Annotated in this window: 16 protein-coding genes; 8 read left to right on the top strand and 8 right to left on the bottom strand. The window is 64.1% G+C overall.

Going from position 1 to position 16965, the window contains the following annotated elements; translation table 11 throughout:
* Window positions 1-59 precede the first annotated feature (59 nt).
* Window positions 60-482: a group III truncated hemoglobin gene (locus METH_RS13410; RefSeq protein ID WP_024091019.1), complete on the bottom strand. Its 423-nt coding sequence runs from the start codon at window positions 480-482 to the stop codon at window positions 60-62.
* Between the two features lie 269 nt (window positions 483-751).
* Between METH_RS13410 and ileS the strand changes: the two genes are divergently transcribed.
* The 4 genes from ileS (at window position 752) to METH_RS13390 (ending at window position 7013) form a co-directional block, all read left to right on the top strand.
* The gene (gene ileS, locus METH_RS13405) at window positions 752-3754 is read left to right on the top strand and encodes an isoleucine--tRNA ligase (RefSeq protein ID WP_024091018.1); all 3003 of its coding nucleotides are present in this window, start codon (window positions 752-754) and stop codon (window positions 3752-3754) included.
* Window positions 3755-3973: 219 nt separating this feature from the next.
* On the top strand, window positions 3974-4738 hold the full coding sequence (locus tag METH_RS13400) for a hypothetical protein (protein ID WP_024091017.1): 765 nt from the start codon (window positions 3974-3976) through the stop codon (window positions 4736-4738).
* Between the two features lie 146 nt (window positions 4739-4884).
* The gene (locus METH_RS13395; RefSeq protein WP_024091016.1) at window positions 4885-5964 is read left to right on the top strand and encodes a type 2 periplasmic-binding domain-containing protein; all 1080 of its coding nucleotides are present in this window, start codon (window positions 4885-4887) and stop codon (window positions 5962-5964) included.
* 11 nt (window positions 5965-5975) lie between these two features.
* Window positions 5976-7013 carry a transporter substrate-binding domain-containing protein gene (locus METH_RS13390; protein WP_044008428.1) on the top strand — a complete coding sequence of 346 codons (1038 nt, stop codon included), beginning with the start codon at window positions 5976-5978 and terminating at the stop codon, window positions 7011-7013.
* Between the two features lie 22 nt (window positions 7014-7035).
* On the opposite strand, the gene METH_RS13385 is transcribed toward METH_RS13390, so the two are convergent.
* Window positions 7036-7419: a hypothetical protein gene (locus tag METH_RS13385; RefSeq protein ID WP_044008427.1), complete on the bottom strand. Its 384-nt coding sequence runs from the start codon at window positions 7417-7419 to the stop codon at window positions 7036-7038.
* 200 nt (window positions 7420-7619) lie between these two features.
* Between METH_RS13385 and METH_RS13380 the strand changes: the two genes are divergently transcribed.
* Window positions 7620-8072, top strand: coding sequence for a methylated-DNA--[protein]-cysteine S-methyltransferase (locus METH_RS13380; RefSeq protein ID WP_024091013.1), 453 nt, complete (start codon window positions 7620-7622; stop codon window positions 8070-8072).
* A gap of 111 nt (window positions 8073-8183) precedes the next feature.
* On the opposite strand, the gene METH_RS13375 is transcribed toward METH_RS13380, so the two are convergent.
* The 6 genes from METH_RS13375 to fsa form a co-directional block, all read right to left on the bottom strand.
* A complete protein-coding gene (locus tag METH_RS13375; RefSeq protein WP_024091012.1) occupies window positions 8184-8894 on the bottom strand; it encodes a CDP-alcohol phosphatidyltransferase family protein in 711 nt (236 codons plus the stop codon).
* 39 nt (window positions 8895-8933) lie between these two features.
* Window positions 8934-9146: a hypothetical protein gene (locus METH_RS13370; RefSeq protein WP_024091011.1), complete on the bottom strand. Its 213-nt coding sequence runs from the start codon at window positions 9144-9146 to the stop codon at window positions 8934-8936.
* Between the two features lie 113 nt (window positions 9147-9259).
* Window positions 9260-9487, bottom strand: coding sequence for a GDCCVxC domain-containing (seleno)protein (locus tag METH_RS24820; protein ID WP_084013792.1), 228 nt, complete (start codon window positions 9485-9487; stop codon window positions 9260-9262).
* 51 nt (window positions 9488-9538) lie between these two features.
* Window positions 9539-10459 (bottom strand): tyrosine recombinase XerC, encoded by a 921-nt coding sequence (locus METH_RS13365; RefSeq protein WP_024091010.1) that lies wholly within the window; start codon window positions 10457-10459, stop codon window positions 9539-9541.
* A complete protein-coding gene (locus tag METH_RS13360) occupies window positions 10456-11163 on the bottom strand; it encodes a DUF484 family protein (RefSeq protein WP_024091009.1) in 708 nt (235 codons plus the stop codon). The genes METH_RS13365 and METH_RS13360 overlap by 4 nt, the downstream gene beginning before the upstream one ends.
* 294 nt (window positions 11164-11457) lie before the next feature.
* The gene (fsa, locus tag METH_RS13355; RefSeq protein ID WP_024091008.1) at window positions 11458-12111 is read right to left on the bottom strand and encodes a fructose-6-phosphate aldolase; all 654 of its coding nucleotides are present in this window, start codon (window positions 12109-12111) and stop codon (window positions 11458-11460) included.
* Between the two features lie 81 nt (window positions 12112-12192).
* Here fsa and METH_RS13350 point away from each other — a divergent pair, with 81 nt between their 5' ends.
* From METH_RS13350 to METH_RS13340, 3 genes are all read left to right on the top strand, one after another.
* The gene (locus METH_RS13350; protein ID WP_024091007.1) at window positions 12193-14388 is read left to right on the top strand and encodes a primosomal protein N'; all 2196 of its coding nucleotides are present in this window, start codon (window positions 12193-12195) and stop codon (window positions 14386-14388) included.
* A gap of 239 nt (window positions 14389-14627) precedes the next feature.
* Window positions 14628-15863 (top strand): MFS transporter, encoded by a 1236-nt coding sequence (locus METH_RS13345; RefSeq protein WP_024091006.1) that lies wholly within the window; start codon window positions 14628-14630, stop codon window positions 15861-15863.
* Between the two features lie 146 nt (window positions 15864-16009).
* Entirely contained in the window at window positions 16010-16882 is an 873-nt protein-coding gene (locus tag METH_RS13340; RefSeq protein WP_024091005.1) for a 50S ribosomal protein L11 methyltransferase, read from the top strand.
* Window positions 16883-16965 lie beyond the last annotated feature (83 nt).

The following is a 16965-nucleotide window of genomic DNA, read 5'->3' as shown; positions in this document are numbered from 1 at the left end:
GAGCCGCGCCCAAGCCTGGCAGGGCTCCTGCGGGCGCGGGAGCATCCTGCCGGCGGTGTTCAGAACAGTTTGGGCGGCTGGTCCTTCGGCTGGCGCATCGCCACGATACCGGTGCGGAAGCCCTCGCCGATGCGGTCGGCCAAGGCCCCCCACTGCAGCGCGGTCCGCTCCGGCAGCTCGGTCCGCAGCACATCGTGGAACAGGCCCAGCCACAGCGGGAAATGCTCCGCTTTCACATCCGGGCGGCTGACATGCTCGCGCATCGGATTGCCGCTGTAACTCTTCTCCCGCAAGATCGCATTGCGCCAGAAGCGGGCAATTTTATCTTCATGCTCCGGCCAGTCAGCAACATGGGCGGCAAAGACCGGGCCGAGCACCTCATGGGACCGCACCCGGGCGTAGAAGACGGCAACAACGCGGGCGATCTCCACGGCGCTGATGCCGAACCGCGCCAGCGGAACTTGCGTTTCGGTGTTGGTCATGGGGGCTCCGCTCTGCTGGGTCCGGCTGATAGATAGACACAGCAGGCCCCATGCGGAAGGGGGGGCGGGCGTATCTGCCGCATCTCACCGCTTTACCCTCCGGCGGGACCGGCCTATAAGGCACTTCATGTCCCTATCCGCGGCCATCATTATTCGAATTATATCCCCGGCGCTCTGAAACCATCGAGCCGCCGGGCAAAGGCGCTTGAGCCATCGCGCCGAACCGAATATCCCGATTTCCAGCCTTGATCATCCAAAGGACGCCCCCGATGTGCGCCGACACGCCTCAGACGCCTGACTACAAAGACACCCTGAACCTGCCCAAAACCGCCTTTCCAATGCGTGCGGGCCTGCCCAAACGCGAGCCTGCCTGGCTGGAACGCTGGGCGGAGATCGGGGTCTATGACCGCTTGCGCGAGAAGGCTGCCGCGGCCAAGGGCACTGACGGCGCGCGCCGGCCCTTCACCCTGCATGACGGCCCGCCCTATGCCAACGGCCACCTGCACATCGGCCACGCGCTGAACAAGACCATCAAGGACATGATCGTGCGCTCGCATCAGATGATGGGCTTTGACGCGCGCTATGTCCCGGGCTGGGACTGCCACGGCCTGCCCATCGAGTGGAAGATCGAGGAGCAGTACCGCAAGAAGGGCAAGAACAAGGACGCGGTGCCGGTGGTTGAGTTCCGCCAGGAATGCCGCGCCTTTGCCGATGCCTGGGTCGATGTCCAGCGCGAAGAGTTCAAACGGATCGGCATCACGGGCAACTGGGATAATCCCTATCTGACCATGAACTACCACGCCGAGGCGGTGATCGCGGATGAGTTCATGAAATTCCTGATGAACGGCACGCTGTATCAGGGCTCGAAACCGGTGATGTGGTCGCCGGTCGAGAAAACCGCGCTGGCCGAAGCCGAGGTCGAGTATCACGACAAGGAAAGCTTCACCATCTGGGTGAAATTCAAGGTCGCCGAGGCCGGCGGCTTTGTTCCCGCTGACGGCGAGGATGCCGATTTTGCCGGCGCCGATGCCGCGCTGGTAGCACAGGATCTGGAAGGCGCCCATGTGGTGATCTGGACCACCACCCCCTGGACCATCCCGTCGAACAAGGCGGTGGTTTACGGCGCTGAGATTGCCTATGGGCTGTACGAGGTCACCGGCACGCCTGAGGAATGCTGGGCCAGCACCGGCGAGCGTTTCCTGCTGGCCGACAACCTGGCCGCTGATGTGTTCAAGCGCGCCCGCCTGGGCGAGGATCAGTACACCCGCCTGCGCGGGGTCTCGGCCGACGAACTGTCCAGCCTGTCGCTGAAGCATCCGCTGGCTGGCGTCGAGGGTTCGAACGGCGAATGGGACGGGATCCGCGATTTCCGCGCCGCGCCCTTCGTGACCGACACCGAAGGCACCGGCTTTGTCCACTGTGCGCCGTCGCACGGGATGGAGGAATTCGAGCTCTACCGGGATCTGGGAATGCTGGAGCAGGTCATCACCTACAACGTGATGGACGACGGCGGTTTCCGCGCCGATCTGCCGTTTTTCGGCGGCAAGTACATCCTCAACCGCAAGGGCGGCGAAGGCGATGCCAACAAGGCGGTGATCGACAAGCTGGCCGAAGTCGGCGGCCTGCTGGCACGCGGCAAGATCAAGCACAGCTACCCGCATTCCTGGCGCTCCAAGGCGCCGATCATCTACCGCAACACGCCGCAGTGGTTTGCCTCTGTCGACCGCAAGCTGGACGACGGCATGGATGAGATGGGCACCAGCATCCGCGAACGCGCGCTGCGTTCGATCGACGAGCTGGTGAAGTGGTGGCCGCAAACCGGCCGTAACCGCCTGCATTCGATGATCGAAAGCCGCCCCGACTGGGTGCTGAGCCGCCAGCGCGCCTGGGGCGTGCCGCTCACCTGTTTCACCAAAAAGGGCGCACTGCCCACCGATGCGGACTTCCTCTTGCGCAATGACGAGGTGAACAAGCGCATCGTCGCCGAGTTCGACGCCCATGGCGCGGACGTTTGGTACCAGGAGGGCTTCAAGGCCAAGGTGCTGGACGGCATCGTTGAGGCGGACGCCTATGATCAGGTGTTCGACGTGCTGGACGTGTGGTTCGATAGCGGTTCGACCCATGCCTTTGTGCTGCGCGACCGCGAGGACGGCACCGAGGACGGCATTGCCGACGTCTATATGGAAGGCACCGACCAGCACCGCGGCTGGTTCCACTCCTCGCTGCTGCAGGCCTGCGGCACCAAGGGGCGCGCGCCGTACCGCAATGTTGTGACGCATGGTTTCACACTGGACGAGAAGGGCATGAAAATGTCCAAATCTCTGGGCAACACCATCGTGCCGGAGGAGGTCATCAAGCAGTACGGTGCCGATATCCTGCGCCTGTGGGTGGCTCAGACCGATTACACCGCAGACCAGCGGATCGGGCCGGAGATCCTGAAAGGCACCGCCGACAGCTACCGCCGCCTGCGCAACACCATGCGCTTCCTGCTGGGCAGCTTGAGCGATTTCACCGAGGATCAGCGCGTGGAGCCGGCGGATATGCCGGAGCTGGAACAGTGGGTGCTGCACCGGCTGGCCGAGCTGGACCACAAGGTGCGCGACGGGTATCAGACCTTTGATTTTCAGGGCGTGTTCTCGGCGGTGTTCAATTTTGCCACCGTGGATCTGTCGGCCTTCTATTTCGACGTCCGCAAGGATGCGCTGTATTGCGACGGCGACACGCTGAACGCCCGTGCTGCGCGCACCGTGCTGGATATCCTGTTCCACCGCCTGACCACCTGGCTGGCACCGGTGCTGGTGTTCACAATGGAAGAGGTCTGGCTGGAGAAGTATCCGGGCGCGGGCAGCTCAATCCACCTGCAGGATATTCCCAACACCCCCGCTGACTGGCTGAATGAGCCGCTGGCGGCGAAATGGTCCAAGATCCGCCAGGCCCGCCGGGTGGTGACAGCAGCCCTGGAGGTGCAGCGCACCGACAAGGTGATCGGCGCCTCGCTGGAAGCCGCGCCGGTGGTGCATGTACGCGATTCCGAGGCGCTGGAGGCGTTGAACTCGGTGAACTTCGCCGATGTCTGCATCACCTCGGACATCCAGCTGACGAGCGATCCCGCCCCGGCCGAAGCGTTCCGCATGCCGGAAGTGGATGGCGTCTCGGTGGTGTTTGAGAAGGCCGAAGGCGGCAAGTGCCAGCGCTGCTGGAAGATCCTCCCTGATGTGGGCAATCACGCCCATGACGGGGTCTGCGGCCGTTGCGACAGCGCGCTGGGATAATCCGGCGATCAGCTTTGGCTTGTGTTTGGCGCCCGGCTTAATTGCCGGGCGCTTTCATTTTTGCGCTGTTCTTGCGCTATTTCCTGCACTTTTCCCGCGTGTTGCTAAATTGAATTCTGCTAGATGTTGACCGGTTTTCCGAAGCTGGTTAAGAAATTGTTAATTTCATGCAGGTTTTCAGTCGAAATTTTTTAGGCATGGAGCAGGGGGCAGTATTTTATGCTGAAGCGGAAAGCGGACGTGCAACCGGCGGCTGTGCCGGGCAAGCCGCGCGGTGCATCTATCCGGATTGACGGGGTATCGGCACCAAAGAATATGAAAATCGGGCTGGTTGCAGGCGGCTCCAGGCCAGCGCCGCAGCCCGCTGTTGAGGCGGCAATGCCTGCCGCTGCGAATCCCGCAGCCGTGAAGGCGGCGAAACCCGCCGGTTCCGCGGCGGATGAACAAAACGCTGTACCGGAACCGCAGCCCTTTGCGCCGGTGCCGGCGGAGGGCGGCAGCGCGCTGCCTAAGCTGGGCCTGGCAGCAGCGGGCCTGGCGGTGGCCGCGGCGATGCTTTTGTATTTCCAGTTCAGCGGCGGACCCCCGGCTGCAACAGCTGAGCAGCCTGGCCTGCAAAGGCCGGCAGCGGCCGGCGCCGTGCAGCCTGCCGGTGCCGCTGCGGCGGCCGGCCTGCGCGAGGACGGCGCCGGCGGCGAAGACGCCATGGTCGCCCGCATCACTGCCGGAACCCTGGCCGCGCTGCGCAGCAAGCAGGCAAATCCTGAAAGCCTGACCCAGGCGGCAGCTGCCGCTCCGGCCGAAGGCACAGCGCTCTACAAGATGGTGCTGACCGCCGCGGCCCAGGGCCAGTCCGGCGCCTATATCGACCAGCTGGTGAACGGCGCTTATGAGCGCAAGGAAATCACCGTGCCCGCCAGCCTGATCGGGGCTGACGGGCGGGTTGATACGGCAACGCTGCTGGTCCTGTTCCTCGGCAGCTGATCTTTGCTCCGGCGGCTGCGCCGGGGCTGTTCCCGTTTGCCCTTCGGGCACGTGCCGGTGCAGGCCGGGGACCATTCGCAACAACCAGAACGACGGGTGCTGCAGACCGGAACCGGTTGCAGTGCAGACTATTTCCCGGGGGGATTATGAAGAAATACATTGCAGCCGCTGCCATGGGCCTGCTTGCCTTTGCAGCCACTTCCGCTGCGGCCGAGACCTGCGGCGGGGTCTATGCCGTGCAGCCGGGCGACAGCCTGTCGGTGATCGCGGACAAGCTGTACAAGGACGCGGGCAAATGGAGCGCGATCCACAGCCGCAACATTGATACCATCGGCCCCAAGCCAAGTGGCTTGCGTGCCGGCATGGCTCTGTCGCTGGCCTGTCTTGAGGGCCTGCCTCTGGGCCTGGACGGCGGCAAGGAAATCTCAGCCAGCGTGCCGGTCGAGGCCAAACCGGTGCAGATCGCCTTTGGCAGCGCCGAGGTGCGCCACCGCATCAACCTGCTGACCGCGGATGACTTTGCCCCCTTCACCGGCAAGGACCTGCACAACGGCGGCATGATGACCGACGTGCTGAATGCCGCAATGCGCCATGCCGATCCGGAGCAGGGCTACGCCGTGCATTGGGTCGACCTGTGGACGGCGCATGAAGAGCCGCTGCTGTCGAACGCGCTGCTGGACGCGGGCTTCCCCTGGTACAAGCCGGACTGCGAAAACAGCCCCGAAGAACCGCGCTGCGAGAATTTCCTGTTCTCGGATCCGATGTTCGAAGTGCTGGTGCTGATGTTCACCGACAAGGCGCGGCCCCTGGCCTTCACCAAGGACGAAGACCTGTTCGGCAAGACCTTCTGCCGTCCGCAGGGCTATGAGACGTATCTGTTCGAACAGCAGGGCCGCCACTGGCTGCGCGACGGCAAGGTCGAGGTGGTGCAGCCGCTGACCACCGCCGAATGCTACGCGATGGTGCTGGACGGCAAGGCGGATGCGGTTGTGATGAACGAATTCACCGGCCGTGCGCAGATCAAGGAGCTGGGCCTGTCGGACCGTTTTGATGCGGTGCCGGAGCCGATTTCGATCCAGGCGCTGCATGTGATTGTCCACAAGTCTCACCCCAAGGCCCAGCAGCTGATGGAGATGGTCAACGCGTCGCTGCGCGGCATCCGCCAGAACGGCACCTATCAGGCGATCATCGAAGATCACATGGCCAGGGTCTGGGCCGGATATTGAAAGGGAAAAGCATGCTGAACAGCTTCTGCCGCCGCGTGCCGGGCTATGTCTTGGGCCTCGGGCTGCTGCTGGGGCTGCTGCCCTCGGTAGCCCTGGCGATCTGCGATGTGGAATATGTCGCGCAGCCGGGGGACAACCTGTTTTCGATCGCAGAAACCCATTATGGCGACCGCGAGCGCTGGACCATGATTTACTACCGAAACCAGGATGTTCTGGCCGGTTCGTCGGTGGTGCCGGGCCGCAAGCTGCAGATCCCCTGCGTCAAGCAGGCGAGCGAACCGGACGCCACCCCGCTGCGCAGGCGGGGGGCGGAGATGACGCTGCTGACCGGCGGCGGCTATGCTCCCTTCACCGACCGCGGGCTGCCGGGCCAGGGCATGGTGACCGAGCTGGTCAATGCGGCGCTGGAACTGGCGCCTTCGCCGGTATCTTACGCGATCAACTGGGAGGATGATTGGTCCAAGCATCTGTTCCCGATGCTGGACCAAAAGGAATTCGATATGGGCTTTCCCTGGCTTAAACCGGATTGCGCGGCGGAGCCGGACAATGAGCGCTGCGCGAATTTCCACTTCTCGGACCCGGTGATGGCGCTGCCGATCATGCTGTTTGTGCGGCAGGACAATCAGTTCGCCTTTGCGGAAGACAGCGACATCGAGGGCAAAACCCTGTGCCGCCCCAAGGGCTATTTCACGCATGATTTGAACCGCGCCGGCCGCGGCTGGCTGGACGACGGCAAGATCACCCTGGTGCAGCCGCAATCACCGGCCGACTGTTTCCGCATGGTGTCCGAGCGCCAGGTGGATGCGGTGGCGGTGAACCTGTTTCTGGGCGCCAGCTCCATCGTCCGGGAAGGTCTGCGGGACACGGTGCTGCCGCTGGAAAAACCGCTCTCCGAGGAAGGTTTGCACGTGGTGATTTCCAAACGCCACTGGCGCGGCACCTCGCATCTTTACCGGATCAACGCGGGATTGAAAAAACTGCGCCACAGCGGCCGGTTTGAAGACATCATGTCGCGCCACCTGGAGCTGTTCTGGGCTCAGCTGCAGTGATGCAATTACCGGGCCTGCAGGATCAGAATGCCTTGCGGGCCTCCAGATACCGGGCCTCGGCCGCCATGGCGGAGGCCGTTTTCGGGCCTGCCTGAAAGCCGCTCGCCAGGTCCTGGTAATAGGCCGCCATGTCGAAGCCGTTCAATTGGTTCAGCCCCAGCGCCGCAGTCCGGGCGGCGGCACGGGCAGGGCCGATGTGCTGGGGGGTCAAGGCAGCCGGGCGTTCGCCGTTCAACACCTGTTCGCGGGTAATGCTGCGGGCCAGGCCCTGGGTGCTGCCATCGACCAGCGGTGCATCCACCTGCTGGCCGCCTGCTTCGGCGATTGCCGGCTGCCGCTGGTAGGCGGCCTGCATCTGTTTCATGGTGTTGTACAGGCTGGCGGTGCTGGAAACTGCAGTGATCATAAAACTCATCCTTGATACCGTTCTTGAAACTTACTTTATGATAATTTGAAATAATGTGGCAGGGATTCCTCAGCACTGGTTAACAAAGCGTTAACGCCTTCGGCCGGGCACCGGGCGGAAAACAGCAAGGCCCAAGGTCGTGCCGTCGGCACCTGTCCTGCCGGGGATGCAGGCGATCCAGGGGGCGAAAAAGGAAAATCATGGTTTCAGACAGTCTTGAAACACCCGTCGGGGCGCTCAGCGTGACGGAACGCGACGGCGCCATCGTGCGGCTCGCCTGGTCCGCGCAGTCAACCGGCCGATCGGCGCTGCTGGACAGCGCCCTGGCGCAGCTGCGCGCGTATTTTGCCGGCGAGCTGACAGAGTTCGACCTGCCATTGCTGGTGGAGGGATCGGACTTTCAGCGAATGGTTTGCGATGCGATGCTGGCAATCCCCCTGGGGGAAACCCGTACTTATGGCGATATTGCCCGGGAGCTGAGCGCGCCGCCGCAGCCGGTTGGCAATGCCTGCGGCAGCAACCCGATTCCGGTGATCATCCCCTGCCACCGGGTGCTGAGTGCAACGGGCCTGGGCGGATTTTCCGGGTCGGGCGGGGTCGAAACCAAAGTCGCGCTTCTGAAACACGAGGGCGCCGCCAGCCTGCTGATCTGACCGCCCAGATTATCCTCGCAGCCGCGCCCGGCTTCTTTCCGGTCTGAAATACTCCGGGGTGAATGCGCCTAGAAACGGCGCAGAGGGGCAGCGCCCCTCTGCGCTGCAGGCTCAAGGATGAGACGCCGAGCGGCGCTGTTCAGGAATGATTTGCTGGGCAATGCCGACAAACAGCAGGTAGACCGATGTCACCACCAGCCCCCAATGCGCCCAGCTGGCGGGGTGGAAATCAACCCAGGCGGCCCAGCCGGCAAAGAAGGTCCAGGCCAGCGCCATCGGCAATGACACCTTGCGCCAGCGCATGGTGCGCACCGGATGAATGAATTTCAGCGGCAGGAACATCGCCACGGACAGCAGCGTCACCAGGATCAGGCTGGTCCAATGGCTCGGCTCCAGGGCAAAGATCACCAGCACCAGCATATTCCAGCAGCCGGGAAAGCCGGCAAAGGAATTGTCCTTGGTCTTCATCCTGGTGTCGGCGAAATACATCGCGCTGCCAAAGGTGATCACGATGATGGCAAACCAGCCGGTCCAGCCCGCCATCAGCCCCGATTGGAACAGCGCAAAGGCGGGAATGAAGACATAGGTCAGGTAGTCGATGATCAGGTCCAGCAGCACCCCGTCGAATTCCGGCGAGTAGCGTTTGACGTGATAATGCCGCGCCAGCGGGCCATCCACGCCGTCAACGGCAAAGGCAACCACAAGCCAGACAAACATCAGGCTCCAGTTGCCATCCGCCGCCGCCAGCATCGCCAGCATGGCGAACACGGCACCGGTTGCAGTCAGCAGATGAACGGAAAGGGCGCGGATCTGAGGTGTCATGCGCCCGTGATGGCGAATTTGCCCCGATCCCGCAAGCGTTCAATGCAGCTTCGGGCGGATTTCCGTACCCTTGAAGAACTGGATACGGGCCATCCGCTGGCCAAAGGGAACGGGGTCGGTGATATCAGGCGGGGAGAAGGGTGCTTTGGAGGGCCGGTTGCGTGTCCGCTCCCGGGGTTGCGTCCCGGGCGGCGGGGCAGGGGCGGCAGGGGCGCCATCGGCAAACATGGCTGAATAGCCGGAACTGGTCATGGCAGAATCCTTTCTGGATCGATTTCTGCCATCAAGCCCGCAGCGCCTTAACAGCAGCTTTCCCGCCGCCATGAAAATAGAACGCATTTTAACAATACAGAGGCGCCGCAGCGCTAGCCGCAGCAGGTGCCGCCGGTCTGAACCGGCGGGCAGGGGACACTGCCGTATGAGCAGAAAACGCAGCAATCACCGGGTTTTGGTCGCAGCAAGGCGCGGCAGGCCGGGCATTCATGAAACCACTGACAGCTGTCCTGCGGCATTTCTTCAGCGGTCTCATGCCCGCAAGCTGGACAGCTGAGAACGCTGATCAGGACCGGGTAATCGGGTTCGGTTGCAGGCATGCGGCAGGCCTCCCTGATGTCAGCAAAGGCCAGTCAGCCGTTGGGGGCAAGTCATGCCTTGGGATGCGCCCGCATGTAGACCTCCATCAGATGGGTGGTGTCCACCGCCGTATAGGCCTGGGTGGTCGATAGCGAGGCGTGCCCCAGTAATTCCTGAATGGCCCTCAAATCGCCGCCGGCCTCCAGCAGATGGGTGGCAAAGCTGTGGCGCAGGGCGTGCGGCGTTGCGGTCGCGGGCAGGCCCAGCTGGGCGCGGGTGCGGGCCATCACCCCCTGGATCTGGCGCGGGTTCAGCGCGCCGCCCCGCACCCCGCGGAACAGCGGTGCGCCCGCCTCCTGCGGATGCGGGCACAGTGAAAGGTAGCGATCCACTGCATCGCGCGCGGCGGGCAGCACCGGCACCACGCGTTCTTTCCTGCCCTTGCCCAGGATGCGCAGCACCGGCGGCAGCGGCGCGTCGGCGCCAGTCAGTCCCAGCGCCTCGGAGATCCGCAGCCCGCAGCCGTAAAGCAGCGTCACCACCGCCGCATCCCGCGCCGCGACCCAGCCGGTTTGCGATTGCAGCTCTACCGTTTCCAGCACCGCCTTGGCGGCATCCGGCGCCAGCGGGCGGGGCAGTTTCCTCTGGAATTTCGGCGCCCGGGCGGACAGCACCGCCGCAGGCTCAAACCCTTCGCGCTCCGCCAGCCAGCGGTAAAAGGTCTTCACTGCGGACAGTTTGCGCGCCAGCGAGCGGGCCCCCGTGCCGGAGCCGCGCTCCGACGCCATCCAGGCGCGCATATCAGCAGTGGTGATCCGGGCCAGCGCACCCAGGCCCTGGGGGCCGCCGGAATGCGCTGTCATAAAGGCCAGAAAAGCGCTGACATCGCTGCGATAGGCGGTCAGCGTGTTGGCAGAGGCATCCTCCAGCCCGCCCAAACGCTCCAGCCAAAGCTGCAGGGCGTCGCGGCAAGCCGGGGAGATCAGTGTCATGACAGCCAGCAGCGCATCGCGCGTTCAAAGACGCCGGCGAAAAACGCCAGCAGATCGGTGCCCTGCATCGGCGAGAACTGATGCGGGTCTTCCGAGCCCATCACCAGCATGCCGGGCAGGCGGCCCTCGCCCAGGTCCAGCATCAGGCAGGCCTCGGAGCGGATCCACTCCGCTTTCTGGCCGTAGACACGCGGGCTGCCGCCCTGGGTCTGGCGCAGGGTCACAATGCGCTGGCTGCCGGGCTGGCCGGCATAGCTTTCGGTAAAGCCGGGGCCTGACAGCTTCAGGGCGCCGGACTTGCGTTCAATCTCGGCGCCGCCGGGCTGGGCGGTTTCCAGCACCAGCGCCAGCGACTGCACCCGCAGGATCTCCGGCATTTCCTGTTCCAGGCAGGCCAGAAAGGCGGCGAAGTCCTCCGGCTCCAGCAGCCGCAGCACGGCGCGGTGAATGAGGTTGGTGCCGGCCAGATTGTCATAGGCGGCGGCAATGACCGAGCGGTGGGTGTCTTCCAGCCGGGTGAGCCGCGCCGCCATCCGCTCCATCGCGATGCCGCGCAGGTCGACAACGTTGGAGCCCATCGCCCGCTCATTGGCGGCAACCAGGGCATTCATTAGATGCTGATCTTGCAGCACCGCATCGGGTTTGGCGAGAATCGCCTCGCGCAACTGGTCTTCCAGGCTGGCTGAATTGCTTGAACTGCTCATGATTGAAACTCTTGCGGCTCCGGACCTCTGACGGGTTTGGATCCGTATATAACATGGGAACCGGGCTTTGCTGCGGAAAAATGCAGGGGCAGCGGAATTTGCCCCGGCTGCGTGAAGCGCCGCTGCAGCATGCCGCAGGCGCCCAAGCCTTCGCACGGTGCGGTGTCAGCCGGGAAATGCGGGCGCGCGGGCGCGCTCAGCGGCTGACAGAAACATTTAGAACAGAAAGCGGCGAACAAAAAAGGCGCCCGGAAACCGGGGCGCCTTTGACTGTCCTGCGTCCACGAGGCAGAATCAGAGGATTTTGATCTCAGCCGCTTTGATGTCGGCCAGAAAGGCGTCCAGGCCTTTGTCGGTCAGCGGGTGGTTCACCATCGATTTAATCACGGCGGGCGGCGCGGTGATCACATCGGCGCCGATACGGGCCGAGTCCAGCACGTGGTTCACCGAGCGGATCGAGGCCGCCAGGATCTGGGTTTCAAACCCGTAGTTGTCATAGATGGTGCGGATGTCTTCGATCACCTCCATCCCGTCCAGGTTGATATCATCCAGACGTCCGATGAAGGGGGAGATGAAGGTCGCGCCCGCCTTGGCCGCCAGCAGCGCCTGGTTGGCGGAGAAGCACAGGGTGACATTCACCATGTGGCCATCATCGCTGAGGGTTTTGCAGGCTTTCAGACCGTCCCAGGTCAGCGGCACCTTGACGGCGATGTTCTCGGCGATCTCGACCAGCTTGCGGCCTTCGGCGATCATGGTTTCGGCGTCGGTTGCGGTCACCTCGGCAGAGACCGGCCCATCGACCAGATCGCAGATCTCTTTGGTCACTTCGATGATGTCGCGGCCGGATTTCTTGATCAGCGAGGGGTTGGTGGTGACACCGTCCACCATGCCCAGATCGTTCAGCTCGGCAATCGCGTCGATCTCGGCGGTATCTACGAAGAATTTCATGGGGCAGTCCTTTGGATGGGTTGGCCTCGGTCGCCACAGCCTTTACCTCATGGATATACGGGCGGCAACATGGGCGGCAGGATGAGCGGGCAGGAGTTCTTTCAGGCAGGCGAGCGGGTCGGGGTTCTGACCACGCAACCCCTTGACCGGCTTCTGGATTACCGTGCCCCGGAGGGCGGCTGTTTCTTAGGCGCCTATGTCGAGGTGCCGCTGGGGCCGCGCAAGGTTCTGGGTGTGGTCTGGGGGCCCGGGGCTGGCGATTTCGATTCGGCCAAGCTGCGCGCGGTGATCCGGGTTCTGGATGTGGCGCCGATGCGGGGTGAGATGCGTCAGTTCCTGGGCAAGGCGGCTGATTACACCCTGACCCCGATGCCCGCAATGCTGCGGCTGGCCACCCGTGCGCCGGGGCTCAGCGATCCGCCCTCAATGCGCAAGATCCTGCGCCGCGGCGACGGCGTGCCGGACCGGATGACCGAGGCGCGCAGCCGTGTGCTGGAGGTGATGGAGCAATACGGCGGCCTTGCCTTCACTCCGCGCGAACTGGCCGATATGGCAGATGTGACGCCCTCGGTGGTGAAGGGGCTGGTGAAGCAGGGCGCCCTGCGGGAAGAGGAAGCCCCGCGCGATCTGCCTTATCCGCAGCTGGACCCGGACCTGCCCGGCAAGGCCTTGACCGAGGATCAGGCCGCTGCCGCCGCCGCCTTGGCCGAGGGCGTGCAGAGCGGGCGCTATGGCACCACCCTGCTGAAAGGCGTTACCGGGTCGGGCAAGACGGAGGTCTATCTTGAGGCGGTCGCGGCCTGTTTGCGCGCCGGGCGGCAAGGGCTGGTGCTGCTGCCGGAGATTGCGCTGACGGCGGAATTCCTGACCCGGGTGGAGGCGCGGTTCGGCGCCAAACCCGCCGAGTGGCACTCGGGCGCCACCATGACCGAGCGCCGCCGGGTCTGGAAAATGGTCGGGCAAGGGGCCGCCGGCCTTGTGATCGGTGCACGCTCGGCGCTGTTCCTGCCGTTCCGCGACCTTGGCCTGATTATCGTCGATGAGGAGCACGACACCTCGTACAAGCAGGAAGACGGCGTTCTTTACAACGCCCGTGACATGGCGGTGCTGCGGGCAGCGATGTGCTCGGCCCAGGTGGTGCTGGCTTCGGCCACGCCCAGCCTGGAAAGCTGGGCCAATGCCGAGGCGGGCAAATACAAGCGCCTGGATCTGACTGCGCGCTTTGGCGCCGCGGTGCTGCCGCAGATGCGCAGCGTCGATATGCGGTCGGAGGATCTGCTGCCCTCCACCTGGATCTCGCCGGCCCTGAAGCATGCAATGAAGCTCAGGATGGAGCGCGGCGAGCAGTCGCTTTTGTTCCTGAACCGCCGCGGCTTTGCCCCGGTCACCATCTGCCGCGCCTGCGGCGCCCAGGTGGCTTGCGACCATTGCGACGCCCGGATGGTGGAGCACCGCTTCATGAAGCGGCTGATGTGCCACCAGTGCGGCGAGACCAAGCCGGTGCCCGAGGCCTGCCCGTCCTGCGAGGTAGAGGGTAAGATGGCGCCGGTCGGCCCCGGCATCGAGCGGCTGGCCGAGGAAGCCACCGGCCTGTTCCCGGAGGCCCGGATCGCGGTGCTGAGTTCCGACCTGTTCGGCTCCGCCCGCGCCCTGAAAAGCCGGATCGAGGAGATCGCCAGGGGCGAGGCCGACATTATCCTTGGCACTCAGCTGGTCGCCAAGGGGCACAATTTCCCGCTGCTGACACTGGTCGGGGTGATCGACGCTGACCTCGGCCTGCAGGGCTCGGACCTGCGCGCGGCAGAGCGCACTTTCCAGCTGATGCGCCAGGTGGCGGGCCGAGCGGGCCGCGCCGAACGGCCCGGCGAAGCGCTGATGCAGACGTTCCAGCCAGAACATCCGGTGATCCGGGCGATCCTGTCTGGGGATGAGGAAAGCTTCTGGAAGGCCGAGGCCGCCGAGCGCCAGGCGGCGGGGGTGCCGCCCTATGGCCGGATGGCGGGGATCATCCTGTCGGGGCCGGATCTGGCGGCGGTGTTTGACCTGGGCAATGCGATGGCCCGCAATGACGGCCCCCTGCGCCAGATCGGTGCGCAGGTGTTTGGACCCGCGCCCGCGCCGATTGCCCGCGTCCGCGGCCGCCACCGGGTGCGGCTGCTGGTCAAGGCCGCCAAGGGCGTGCCGCTGCAGGAGGCGATTGCCCGCTGGACCGCGCCCCTGCGCCTCAAAGGGGATCTGCGGCTGAGCATCGATATTGATCCGCAGAGTTTCTTTTAACGCTGCGGGCGGGACCGGGGGCTTTGCTCCCGCCGTCCTGACGGCCGGCTCCCCCCAGAGTATCGGGGACCATAAAAAAGCGGTTTTCCTCTTGCCTCAAAAAAACCGGAGCGCGAGGCGAGAGCCTCACATTTCCTGCTGCCACTGACCGCTTGCGGCTTTGCGCGCTGATGCGGAGCTTGATGTGCAGGCGCGCTTTCCCTCTCGCCAGGCGGCGCGAAGCGGCGTAAACCCGGGCCATGTTCAGACCCATGCCCCTCTCCGACGCCCAAGGCCTGCCGTTCTGGCGCCGTCCGGTGACGCTGTTGTTCCTGATGGCGCTGGCGATGCCAATCGCCTTCAACGCCTGGAGCGCGCTGCTCAACAATTTTGTGATCGAGGCGGCGCAATTCGACGGCGCCGATATCGGCCTGTTGCATACGGTGCGCGAGATCCCGGGCTTTCTGGCCGTTGGTGTCATCGCGGTCATTCTGTTTGTGCGCGAGCAGGTGCTGGGGCTGATCTCGCTTGCCTTGCTGGGGGCGGCCACAGCTGTCACCGCCTGGTTCCCCTCGCTGGGCGGGCTGCTGATGGTGACGCTGCTCAGCTCCATCGGCTTTCATTATTACGAGACGGTGAACCAGTCGCTGCAGCTGCAATGGCTGTCCAAGGAGAAGGCACCTCAGACATTGGGCTGGCTGGTCGCGGCAGGCTCAGCGGCGACGCTGGTGGTCTACGGGCTGATCGTGCTGACCTGGGACAGGTTCGATCTGGCCTATAACACTGTTTTTCTGGCCGCAGGCGGGGCAACGGTGCTGATCGCGCTGTTTGCGCTCTTTGCCTATCCGCAGTTCGACGCGCCGCATCCGCAGACCAAGAAGCTGATCCTGCGAAAACGCTATTGGCTGTATTATGCGCTGCAGTTCATGGCGGGGGCACGGCGGCAGATCTTTGTGGTTTTTGCCGGCTTCATGATGGTCGAGAAATTCGGCTTTGATGTGCATGAGCTGACCGGGCTTTATCTGATCAACCTGGTGATCAACATGGTTGCAGCGCCGATGCTGGGCAAGGCGGTGGCGATGTTCGGCGAGCGCCGCACGCTGATCCTGGAATACAGCGGGCTGGCAATTGTCTTTGCGTCCTATGGCGGGATCTATTGGTTCGGCTGGGGGGTGGCGGTTGCGGCGGTGCTGTACGTGATCGACCATGTGCTGTTTGCCCTGGCGCTGGCGCTGAAGACCTATTTCCAGAAAATCGCCGATCCTGGCGACATCGCACCCACCGCTGCGGTGGCCTTTACCATCAATCATATCGCGGCGGTGTTCCTGCCGGTGCTGCTGGGGCTTTTGTGGGTGTTTTCGCCGGGGATGGTCTTTGTCCTGGCGGCAGCTATGGCGCTGGTGTCGCTGTCCCTGTCGCTGCTGATCCCGCGCCATCCTGAACCTGGCAACGAGACCATCTTCAGCAAATACGCAAGCCCGGCGCCGGCTGAGTAGCCCGGCAGCCCCGTGGCGCCAGCCGCGGGGCGAGCGCCCGCGCACACAGTGAGCGCGGGCGCTGCCTGGCCTGCGGCCAGGCGGGGGTGCTTGACGCGGGCGGCGCGGCGGCCTAGGCGCTTGCCAACAGTTTCAGGAGAGACGCCATGCCCACATTCACCGCCCTCACCACGCTCACCGGAAAAGCCCAGGCCGAAGCGCTGGGCGAGGCTATGGAGCGTCTGACCCCGGAACCCAGCGGCGTGGGCGTGTTCGAAATGGAGGACGGCTCCGGCCTGTGGGAAGTCGGCGGCTATTTCACGGACGCCCCGGATGCATCCGGCCTTGCCCTGCTGGCCGCGATGCACGAAGCCAAGCCCTTTGTGGTCTCGGAGCTGCCGGAAACCGACTGGGTCGCCCATGTGCGCCGCGAACTGGCGCCGGTCGAAGCGGGCCGTTTCTTTGTCTATGGCTCGCATGACGCCGACAAGCTGCCCGCGGACCGGATCCCGCTGCTGATCGAGGCGGCGATGGCCTTCGGCACCGGCCACCACGGCACCACTCTGGGCTGCCTCAAGGCCCTGGACCATCTGCTGGATCAGGGCTTTAGCGGCGAAAAAGTGGCCGACATCGGCTGCGGCACCGCGGTGCTGGCAATGGCCGCAGCCCGGGTCTGGGACGGCACCATTCTGGCCAGCGACATCGACCAGGTTGCCGTTGAAGTCGCCGAAGCAAATCTTAAGGCCAATGGCATGGAAGGACAGGTTGCCTGTGTGGAAGCCGCTGGTTTTGATCACCCGGATCTGCAGGCGCAGGCGCCGTTCGACCTAATCTTCGCCAATATTCTGAAGGGTCCTCTGGTGGCCTTGGCCCCGGATGTCGCTGCGAATCTGCGCCCCGGCGGCTTTGCGATTCTCTCCGGAATCCTGAACGAGCAGGCCGAGGACGTGGTTAACGTTTATGCACAGAACGGCATCAATCCCGAGCGCCGGGATGAAATTGGTGAATGGACAACGCTGCTTTTGCGTAAGGCAGGCTGATTAACTTAACTTTGCGGCGAATTTGAAGGATTTGCCGCAATTTCGTCTTATTTCAAGCCAAAGATGGGCCATCCGCTGGTGGG

The sequence above is a fragment of the Leisingera methylohalidivorans DSM 14336 genome (genome assembly GCF_000511355.1).
GTDB classification, from domain to species: domain Bacteria; phylum Pseudomonadota; class Alphaproteobacteria; order Rhodobacterales; family Rhodobacteraceae; genus Leisingera; species Leisingera methylohalidivorans.
The sequence above is the reverse complement of the archived record's forward strand: the minus strand, read 5'-3'. Positions and strand labels throughout refer to the sequence as shown.

Excerpts from the sequence above, each read along its gene's own strand:
- METH_RS13410 (WP_024091019.1), bottom strand. The coding sequence starts at position 482 with ATGACCAACACCGAAACGCAAGTTCCGCTGGCGCGGTTCGGCATCAGC.
- ileS (WP_024091018.1), top strand. The coding sequence starts at position 752 with ATGTGCGCCGACACGCCTCAGACGCCTGACTACAAAGACACCCTGAAC.
- METH_RS13400 (WP_024091017.1), top strand. The coding sequence starts at position 3,974 with ATGCTGAAGCGGAAAGCGGACGTGCAACCGGCGGCTGTGCCGGGCAAG.
- METH_RS13395 (WP_024091016.1), top strand. The coding sequence starts at position 4,885 with ATGAAGAAATACATTGCAGCCGCTGCCATGGGCCTGCTTGCCTTTGCA.
- METH_RS13390 (WP_044008428.1), top strand. The coding sequence starts at position 5,976 with ATGCTGAACAGCTTCTGCCGCCGCGTGCCGGGCTATGTCTTGGGCCTC.
- METH_RS13385 (WP_044008427.1), bottom strand. The coding sequence starts at position 7,419 with ATGATCACTGCAGTTTCCAGCACCGCCAGCCTGTACAACACCATGAAA.
- METH_RS13380 (WP_024091013.1), top strand. The coding sequence starts at position 7,620 with ATGGTTTCAGACAGTCTTGAAACACCCGTCGGGGCGCTCAGCGTGACG.
- METH_RS13375 (WP_024091012.1), bottom strand. The coding sequence starts at position 8,894 with ATGACACCTCAGATCCGCGCCCTTTCCGTTCATCTGCTGACTGCAACC.
- METH_RS13370 (WP_024091011.1), bottom strand. The coding sequence starts at position 9,146 with ATGACCAGTTCCGGCTATTCAGCCATGTTTGCCGATGGCGCCCCTGCC.
- METH_RS24820 (WP_084013792.1), bottom strand. The coding sequence starts at position 9,487 with ATGCCTGCAACCGAACCCGATTACCCGGTCCTGATCAGCGTTCTCAGC.
- METH_RS13365 (WP_024091010.1), bottom strand. The coding sequence starts at position 10,459 with ATGACACTGATCTCCCCGGCTTGCCGCGACGCCCTGCAGCTTTGGCTG.
- METH_RS13360 (WP_024091009.1), bottom strand. The coding sequence starts at position 11,163 with ATGAGCAGTTCAAGCAATTCAGCCAGCCTGGAAGACCAGTTGCGCGAG.
- fsa (WP_024091008.1), bottom strand. The coding sequence starts at position 12,111 with ATGAAATTCTTCGTAGATACCGCCGAGATCGACGCGATTGCCGAGCTG.
- METH_RS13350 (WP_024091007.1), top strand. The coding sequence starts at position 12,193 with ATGAGCGGGCAGGAGTTCTTTCAGGCAGGCGAGCGGGTCGGGGTTCTG.
- METH_RS13345 (WP_024091006.1), top strand. The coding sequence starts at position 14,628 with ATGTTCAGACCCATGCCCCTCTCCGACGCCCAAGGCCTGCCGTTCTGG.
- METH_RS13340 (WP_024091005.1), top strand. The coding sequence starts at position 16,010 with ATGCCCACATTCACCGCCCTCACCACGCTCACCGGAAAAGCCCAGGCC.